Origin of the sequence: Streptomyces sp. NPDC058985, assembly GCF_042740985.1 — a bacterium.
Taxonomy (GTDB): domain Bacteria; phylum Actinomycetota; class Actinomycetes; order Streptomycetales; family Streptomycetaceae; genus Streptomyces.
The window spans coordinates 37,427-45,709 of sequence record NZ_JBHYJX010000060.1 but is presented as its reverse complement, the minus strand read 5'-3'; the positions used below and the strand labels follow the sequence as shown (position 1 = coordinate 45,709).

The following is an 8,283-nucleotide window of genomic DNA, read 5'->3' as shown; positions in this document are numbered from 1 at the left end:
AGCAGGGGCAGCGGGTCGGAGGAGGTGACCAGCTCGCGCAGCGGATGGCGGGCCAGCACCGCGTCCACCTCCGGCGTCAACGCCGCCGCCAGCCGCGCGGCGGCCGGCCGGGTCTCGTCCCGCAGTGCCTCGACGGCGGCCAGCAGCACCCGCCGGTCCTCGGTCCGGGGCACGTCGGCGGCGGCGCGCTCGTACAGCCGGACGCCCTCGTCGAGGACCAGGGAGGTGTCCATCCCGGCCGGGATCTTGATGCGCGCGTGGTGCCGCCAGGTGGAGATGGGGTCGCCCCACGCCTCCACGGTGTACGACCACGTGCCGGGCTCACCCGCGGTGACGGTCGCCCCCCAGCGGTCGGTGCCGGGTGCCAGCTCCCGCATCGGTGTCCAGGGCCCCGGCCGGCCCCGCGGGTCTCTGAGGACGACGTTGGCGGCGACCGCGTCGTGGCCCTCGCGGAACACGGTGGCGGAGACCTCGAAGGACTCGCCGGTGACGGCCTTGGCGGGCCGGCGTCCCTGCCGGACGACCGGGCGGACGTCCAGGACGGGGATGCGTCCGACGGAGGTGGTCCGGTCCGCGCCGGTGCTGTCCGGCTCGGTCGGTGACGAGTGGTGCGTGGCGGGCATGACCGCTCCTGTCCGCGTCAACATGGGTGGGCGGATGACTCTGGGGAGGTGGGTCCTGCGGATGCGTGCGGGGCGTACCGCAGGAGCCTTCCCACACTCTTCTGGTGGGCAATCCGGCACTTTGTTAACTACTCGCGCGTATGTCGACATACATGACGCGCCGACACGCACGACGGGCCTGTCCCCACGCCTTCCCGGATGTCGTTGCCGCAATCAGCGCCTTCGCGACATGTGCAGCCTTTCGCGCCGGGGCGAAGTGCCACAAGAAGGCCGACAGGAGGAGATCCGGCCATATCGGCGGGCCGGTCCGCATTAGCCCGTCCGGCGTTTCCCGGCGCGGCCGTTCAGGCCGAATCGGAGGCCGGCGGGCGAAGCCCCCGCCGACGGACACATCGCCCCGGTAACGTCGTGGGGGTGAAGGCGATCCGTCGACTGACCGTCCGTCCCGTTCTCCCCGACCCCCTCCGGCCGCTCAGTGACCTGGCCCGCAATCTGCGCTGGTCCTGGCACCCGGAGACCCGTGACCTCTTCCAGTCCGTCGACCCCGCGTGCTGGGCCTCGTCCGGCCGCGACCCGGTGAGACTGCTCGGCACCGTGCCGCCCGCGCGCCTCGCGGAGCTGGCCGAGGACCGGCGCTTCCTGCGCCGGCTGACCTCGGTGGCCGACGACCTCGACCACTACATGACCGGCGACCGCTGGTACCAGGCCCAGTCCGGCCGACTGCCCGCCGCCGTCGCCTACTTCTCGCCCGAGTTCGGCATCACCGCCGCCCTGCCCCAGTACTCCGGGGGGCTCGGCATCCTGGCCGGCGACCACCTCAAGGCGGCCAGCGACCTGGGCGTGCCGCTCATCGGCGTCGGCCTGCTCTACCGGCACGGCTATTTCCGGCAGTCCCTCTCCCGGGACGGCTGGCAGCAGGAGCACTACCCCGTCCTCGACCCCCACGAGCTGCCCCTGGCCCTCCTCAAGGAGCCCGACGGCACCCCCGCCCACGTCGCCCTCGCCCTGCCCGGCGGCCGGGAGCTGCGGGCGCGCGTCTGGCTGGCCCAGGTCGGCCGGGTGCCCCTGCTGCTCCTCGACTCGGACGTCGAGGAGAACGACCTCGGCGAACGGGGCGTCACCGACCGGCTCTACGGCGGCGGCAGCGAGCACCGGCTCCTCCAGGAGATGCTGCTCGGCATAGGAGGTGTCCGGGCGGTGCGCACGTACTGCCGGCTCACCGGCCACGCCGGTCCCGAGGTGTTCCACACCAACGAGGGCCACGCCGGCTTCCTTGGTCTTGAACGCATCGCCGAACTCTGCGACGAAGGGCTTGAGTTCGGCTCGGCGCTGGAGGCGGTGCGGGCCGGGACCGTGTTCACCACCCACACCCCCGTGCCGGCCGGCATCGACCGCTTCGACCGCGAGCTGGTCGCCCGCCACTTCGGCCCCGACTCGGAACTGCCGCGCATCGACGTCGAGCGCATCCTGCGACTCGGCATGGAGACCTACCCCGGCGGCGAACCCAACCTGTTCAACATGGCCGTGATGGGCCTCAGGCTGGCCCAGCGGGCCAACGGCGTCTCCCTGCTGCACGGCGGGGTCAGCCGCTCCATGTTCGCCGGGCTCTGGCCCGGCTTCGACGCCGACGAGGTGCCGATCACCTCCGTGACCAACGGCGTGCACGCCCCGACCTGGGTGGCGCCCGAGGTGTTCCGGCTCGGCGCCCGGCAGATCGGCGCGCAGCGGGCCGAGGACGCGATGGCCGTCGGCGGCTCGGACCGCTGGGACTCGGTCGCCGACATCCCCGACCAGGACATCTGGGAGCTGCGCCGCACCCTGCGCGAGCAGCTGGTCGAGGAGGTGCGGGAGCGGCTGCGCGCCTCCTGGCGGCAGCGCGGCGCCGGGACCGCAGAGCTGGGCTGGATCGACGACGTCCTCGACCCGGACGTGCTCACCATCGGCTTCGCGCGGCGCGTGCCGTCGTACAAGCGGCTGACGCTGATGCTGCGCGACCGCGACCGGCTGATGGACCTGCTGCTCCACCCCGAGCGGCCGATCCAGATCGTCGTCGCAGGCAAGGCGCACCCGGCCGACGACGGCGGCAAGCGGCTGGTCCAGGAGCTGGTGCGGTTCGCGGACGACCCGCGGGTGCGGCACCGCATCGTGTTCCTGCCCGACTACGGCATGGCGATGGCGCAGAAGCTCTACCCGGGCTGCGACATCTGGCTGAACAACCCTCTGCGGCCCCTGGAGGCGTGCGGCACCTCCGGCATGAAGGCGGCGCTCAACGGCTGCCTCAACCTGTCGGTCCTCGACGGCTGGTGGGACGAGTGGTTCCAGCCCGACTTCGGCTGGGCGATCCCCACCGCCGACGGCGCGGGTACCGACCCGGACCGGCGCGACGCCATAGAGGCCGCCGCCCTCTACGACCTGCTAGAGCAGCGGGTGACCCCCCGCTTCTACGAGCGGGCCGCGAGCGGGCTGCCGGACCGGTGGATCGAGATGGTCCGCAAGACCCTCAGCCTGCTCGGGCCGAAGGTGCTGGCCGGCCGCATGGTCCGCGAGTACGTCGAGCGGCTCTACGCCCCGGCCGCCGAGGCCCACCGCGCGATGGACCCGGACTCCGCCCGCGGCCTCGCCGAGTGGAAGACCCGGGTACGGGCCGCCTGGCCCGGCGTGAGCGTCGACCACGTGGAGACGGGCTCCGCCACCGCGCTGGCGGAGCTGGGCTCGACGCTCGGGCTGCGGGTGCGGGTGAAGCTGGGCGATCTCGCGCCGGAGGACGTCGAGGTGCAGGCGGTCTCCGGGCGGGTGGACTCCGAGGACCGGATCACCGACGCGTCGAAGGTGCCGCTGAAGCCGGTCGGCGGGCCCGACCTGGAGGGCCGCTGGGTGTACGAGGGCCCGCTGGCCCTGGACCGCACGGGCCCGTTCGGCTACACGGTCCGCGTGCTGCCCGCGCACCGCCTGCTGGCGTCCGGCGCGGAGACGGGACTCGTGGCGGTGCCCTCCGACGACCTGGCCCAGGCGGCGGGGCTGCTGATGAGGTGAGCCCCTACGGCCCGATGGCCGGGTGGCGGCGGCCGGGGCAGGGCGTTCAGTCCTCCTCGTCGCCGCCGCTCAGCCGTCGCAGCACGGTGCCGCACCGGCGGGCGTAGGCGTGCTGGAAGGCCCGGGCGGCCGGACCGCCGGCCTTGGCGTACCACTTGGCGGGCCGGCTGAAGGCGTTCACGGTCAGCCACACCGTGCCGTCACCCGTGCGGTCCACCACGAAGGCCTCCTCGCCGGACTCCGGGTGACCGGGCAGGGTGCCGTAGGCCCAGCCGGCCCGGCGGGGTTCGTCCAGCGTCCACACCACCCGGCAGGGCGCCTTGATCATCCCGGCGAGGGTGACGGTGACGTCGACGCCCGGCGCGGCCCGCTCCGCGCTCGCGTCGATGCCGACGCCCATCTCCCGGTGCATCTCCCAGGTGAGGACGGCCTCCACGGCCCGCTGGAACACCGGTTCGCCCTCACCGAGGCGGGTGCGTACGTGCATATGGCGGAAGCCGGGCGGGCAGTGGCCCTGCTCGCGGGTGGCGCCGACGTCGTCGTACGTGAAGGACATGGGCACCAAGACTAGGACGGCACCCGGGAACCGCTGGTCCCGGGTGCCGTCCGCCGCGTGTTGGGACGGGGTCAGCTCACGTTGATCGCGGTCCAGGCCGCGCCCACCGTCTCGTACTCGGTGCTGTCGGCGCCGTACAGGTCGGAGGCCGCGCTCAGGGTCGCCGTACGCGCCGCCTTGTAGTTCGTCGTCGACGTCATGTACGTGGTCAGCGCCTTGTACCAGATCTGCAGCGCCTTCTCGCGGCCGATGCCGGTGACGGTGGAGCCGTCGGAGGTCGGGGAGTCGTACTGCACCCCGTCGACCGTCCGCGCCCCGCTGCCCTCGGCCAGCAGGAAGAAGAAGTGGTTGGCCGGGCCCGAGGAGTAGTGCACGTCGACGCCGCCGAGGCCGGAGGACCAGTAGTCCTTGGACGCGCCGTCCTTGCTGGGCTTGTCCATGTAGCGCAGCGGGGTGCCGTCGCCGTTGATGTCGATCTTCTCGCCGATGAGGTAGTCGCCCTTGTCGGCGGAGTTCTTCGCGAAGTACTCCACCCCGGTGCCGAAGATGTCGCTGGTCGCCTCGTTGAGGCCGCCGGACTCGCCGCTGTAGTTGAGGCCCGCGGTGTTGGAGGTGACACCGTGGCTCATCTCGTGTCCGGCGACGTCCAGCGAGGTGAGCGGGTTGGTGTTGCCCGTGCCGTCGCCGTAGGTCATGCAGAAGCAGGCGTCGGACCAGAAGGCGTTGACGTAGTTGTTGCCGTAGTGGACGCGGGAGTAGGCCGCCTTGCCGTCGTTCTTGATGCCGCTGCGGCCGAAGGTGTCCTTGTAGAAGTCCCACGTGGTCTGCGCGCCGTAGGCGGCGTCGACGGCGGCGGTCTGGTCCTTGGCGTCGGCGGAGGCGGTGCCGGTGCCCCACGCGTCGTCCGCGTCGGTGAACAGGGTGCCGGTGCCGGAGGTGGAGCGGGCCAGGTTGTACGTCTTGTGGCCGCCGCGTCCGGTGTCGTACAGCTGGTACGACGAGCCCGACTTGGTGGTGCCGAGCGTCACCTCGCCCGAGTACAGGCTCTTGCCGGAGCCGGTCTCGATGCCCTGGTACTCGTACAGCTTCGCGCCGGTGGCGGCGTCGGTGATCACGTGCAGCTCGTTCGGGGTGCCGTCGTCCTGGAGGCCGCCGACCACGGTCTCGTAGGCGAGCACGGGCTTGCCGGTGGCCGCCCAGATCACCTTGCGGGGCGCGGAGTCGGCCGCCGTCTTCGACGAACCGGCGTCCTCGGCGGCGGACAGCGCCTGTCGCTCGGCCTTGGCCGCGTCGACCTTCGGCGTCACGGTGGCGACCTCGACGGCGGCCTTCGTCGCTCTGGTCACGCCCTCGGCCGCGCCGGACTCCGAGCGGTGCACCACGAGGTCGCCGCCGAGGACGGGCAGGCCGTCGTAGGTGCGCTCGTAGCGGGTGTGCACGGTGCCGTCGCGGTCCTTGACCACGTCCTTGACGACCAGCTTCTCCTTGGCGCCGAGGCCTATCTCGCGCGCGGTGCCGGCCGCGCCGGCCTGCTGCTCCTGGATGAGCGCGGTGCGGGCGGTGTCCGACAGCAGGAGGGGGGCGCCCGGGAGGGCCGGGCTCGCGGTGGCGCTGCCCGTGCCCAGGGCGGTGCTGAGCAGTGCGCCGGCGGCGACCGCGGTGGCGAGGGAGAGGGCGGTGCGCTTGTGGCGCGCGAAGTGGGGGGACACACAGACTCCTTCGGTGGGGGGTCCGGTCGGCGTGGGGTGTCCGGCCGGAGTTGACTGCGAAGTTGTGCGGTGGATCACCGAAGACTGACACCCGGGGCGCGTACATGTCAGGAGGGTCGAATGATGTTGGCCGAAAGTTGACGTCCGGGTGAATGTTGCGGGTGTGTGAACCCGCGTGACCTCGGCAAAGCGGCAACCCTCGGTGCGTATGGCCTTGGCAAAAAGGAGGGGGACGCGGGAGGGCGCCGCCCCGGGGATTCGAACCACCGGGACGGCGCCCTGACCGTGGGGCCCCGCGTGCGGGCCTACGGGAAGGTGAGCTTGAAGGAGTCGATGTACCCGGTGTCCCGGGCCGCCACGTCCTGGACGCGCAGCTTCCAGGTGCCGTTGGCGGTCTCCGAGGAGGCGTTCACCGTGTACGTCTGGTTCACGTTGTCCGCCGAGTCCGAGGAACTGGAGTTCTTCAGGCGGTACGCGGTCCCGTCCGGGGCCAGCAGGTCGATCACCAGGTCACCCCGCCAGGTGTGCACGATGTCCACCCCAGCCTGGAGGTTGGCCGGCGCGTTGCCCGCCCGGCCCGTCACGGCGACCGACGAGGTGACGGCCGCGCCGTTGTCCGGGATCGCCACGTCGGCGGCGTTCTCGAAGGAGGTGCCGCCACCGCCGCCGCCGGAGCGGGAACCGACGTTGATGCCCGCCCACGCGTCCTGCACCCGCTTGTACTCGGTGCTGTCGGTGCCGTACAGCTCACCGGTGGCCGCGAGGGTGCCGGTGCGCGCCGCCGCGTAGTTGGTGGTCGAGGTGAACTTCGTGGTCAGCGCACGGAACCAGATCTTCGCCGCCTTGTCGCGGCCGATGCCGGTGACCGGGAGGCCGTCCGAGGTGGGCGAGTCGTAGGTGACACCGTTGATGGTCTTGGTGCCGCTGCCCTCGCTCAGCAGGTAGAAGAAGTGGTTGGCCGGGCCCGAGGAGTAGTGGACGTCGATGTTGCCGATGCCCGAGTACCAGGAGTCCTTGGACGCGCCGTCCTTGCTCGGCTTGTCCATGTAGCGCAGCGGCGTGCCGTCGCCGTTGATGTCGATCTCCTCGCCGATGAGGTAGTCACCGACGTCGCTGGAGTTGTTCGCGTGGAACTCGACGGCCGCGCCGAAGATGTCGGAGGTGGCCTCGTTGAGCCCGCCGGACTCGCCGCTGTAGATCAGGCCCGCGGTGTTGGAGGTGACGCCGTGCGTCATCTCGTGCGCGGCCACGTCGATCGACGTCAGCGGGTTGGCGTTGCCCGAACCGTCGCCGTACGTCATGCAGAAGCAGCTGTCCGACCAGAAGGCGTTGACGTAGTTGTTGCCGTAGTGGACGCGCGAGTAGGCGGCCACCCCGTCGCCGCGGATGCCGGACCGGCCGTGGACGTTCTTGTAGTAGTCCCAGGTCAGCGCGGCCCCGTAGTGGGCGTCGGCGCCGGCGGTCTCGGCGTTCGAGGGCTGGCCGTTGCCCCAGACGTCGTCGGGGCCGGAGAAGAGCGTGCCCGTGCCGGACGTGCCTCGGTTGAGGTTGTACGTCTTGTGGTTGCCGCGCGTGGTGTCGGTCAGCGTGTACGACGACCCGGACTGCGCGGTGCCCAGCGTCACCGTGCCGCTGTACATGGTGTTGCCGGTGCCGTTGTGGATCGCCTGGTACTCGAAGAGCTTGGCGCCGGTGGCGGCGTCGGTGATCACGTGCAGCTCGTTCGGGGTGCCGTCCTCCTGGAGGCCGCCCACGACCGTCTCGTACGCCAGCACCGGGGTGCCCTGCGCCGCCCAGACCACCTTGCGCGGGGCCCGGTCGGCCTGTGCGCCCTCGGCTCCGGCGGCCTTCGCGACGGACACGGCCTGCTGCTCAGCCTTGCCGGCGGATATCCTCGGCGTCACCGTGGCCGGCCTGATCGCCTTCGACGTGGCCTTCACCACCCGCTCGGTCTGCCCGGCGTCGCTGGTGACGACCAGGTCGCCGCCGAGGACGGGCAGCCCGTCGTAGGTCCGCTCGTAGCGGGTGTGCAGCGTGCCGTCGCGGTCCTTGACCACGTCGCGGACGACCAGCTTCTCCTTGGCGCCCAGCCCCAGGTCGCCGGCGGTCTCGGCCTTGGTGGCGTTGGCGTCGCGGATCAGCTCGGCGCGCTGGGCCGGGGTCAGCGTGACCGACTCGGCACCCGGTGCGGGGGCCTGGGCGGGCGCGGCGGTGGCGGCGCCGGACTGCACCGCGGTGGCGATCAGCGCGGCGACACCGGCCAGCGCGACCGCCGCGGCACGCCGGTGGGCGACGCGGCGGGAGGGGGTGTGGGACGTGGTGTGGGAGGTGCGTCTGTGGGGAGAACTGCTGCTCAACACCG

General features: G+C 72.0%; 5 protein-coding genes. 1 reads left to right on the top strand and 4 read right to left on the bottom strand.

The features are described from left to right. The coding region (locus ACFW01_RS34535) for a maltotransferase domain-containing protein (protein ID WP_384510290.1) at positions 1–623 on the bottom strand (623 nt) is incomplete at its 3' end. Positions 624–1,037: 414 nt separating this feature from the next. Here ACFW01_RS34535 and ACFW01_RS34530 point away from each other — a divergent pair. Then, complete coding sequence (locus ACFW01_RS34530; RefSeq protein ID WP_384510287.1) at positions 1,038–3,656, top strand: glycosyltransferase family 1 protein; 2,619 nt, start codon at positions 1,038–1,040, stop codon at positions 3,654–3,656. A gap of 46 nt (positions 3,657–3,702) precedes the next feature. On the opposite strand, the gene ACFW01_RS34525 is transcribed toward ACFW01_RS34530, so the two are convergent. The 3 genes from ACFW01_RS34525 to ACFW01_RS34515 all read right to left on the bottom strand — a co-directional run bounded on the left by ACFW01_RS34525 (position 3,703) and on the right by ACFW01_RS34515 (position 8,278). Next, positions 3,703–4,212 (bottom strand): DUF1990 domain-containing protein, encoded by a 510-nt coding sequence (locus tag ACFW01_RS34525; protein WP_234961244.1) that lies wholly within the window; start codon positions 4,210–4,212, stop codon positions 3,703–3,705. 71 nt (positions 4,213–4,283) lie between these two features. Beyond that, on the bottom strand, positions 4,284–5,921 hold the full coding sequence (locus ACFW01_RS34520) for a M4 family metallopeptidase (RefSeq protein ID WP_384510284.1): 1,638 nt from the start codon (positions 5,919–5,921) through the stop codon (positions 4,284–4,286). A 305-nt stretch (positions 5,922–6,226) separates the two neighbouring features. Next, complete coding sequence (locus ACFW01_RS34515; protein ID WP_234961242.1) at positions 6,227–8,278, bottom strand: M4 family metallopeptidase; 2,052 nt, start codon at positions 8,276–8,278, stop codon at positions 6,227–6,229. Positions 8,279–8,283 lie beyond the last annotated feature (5 nt).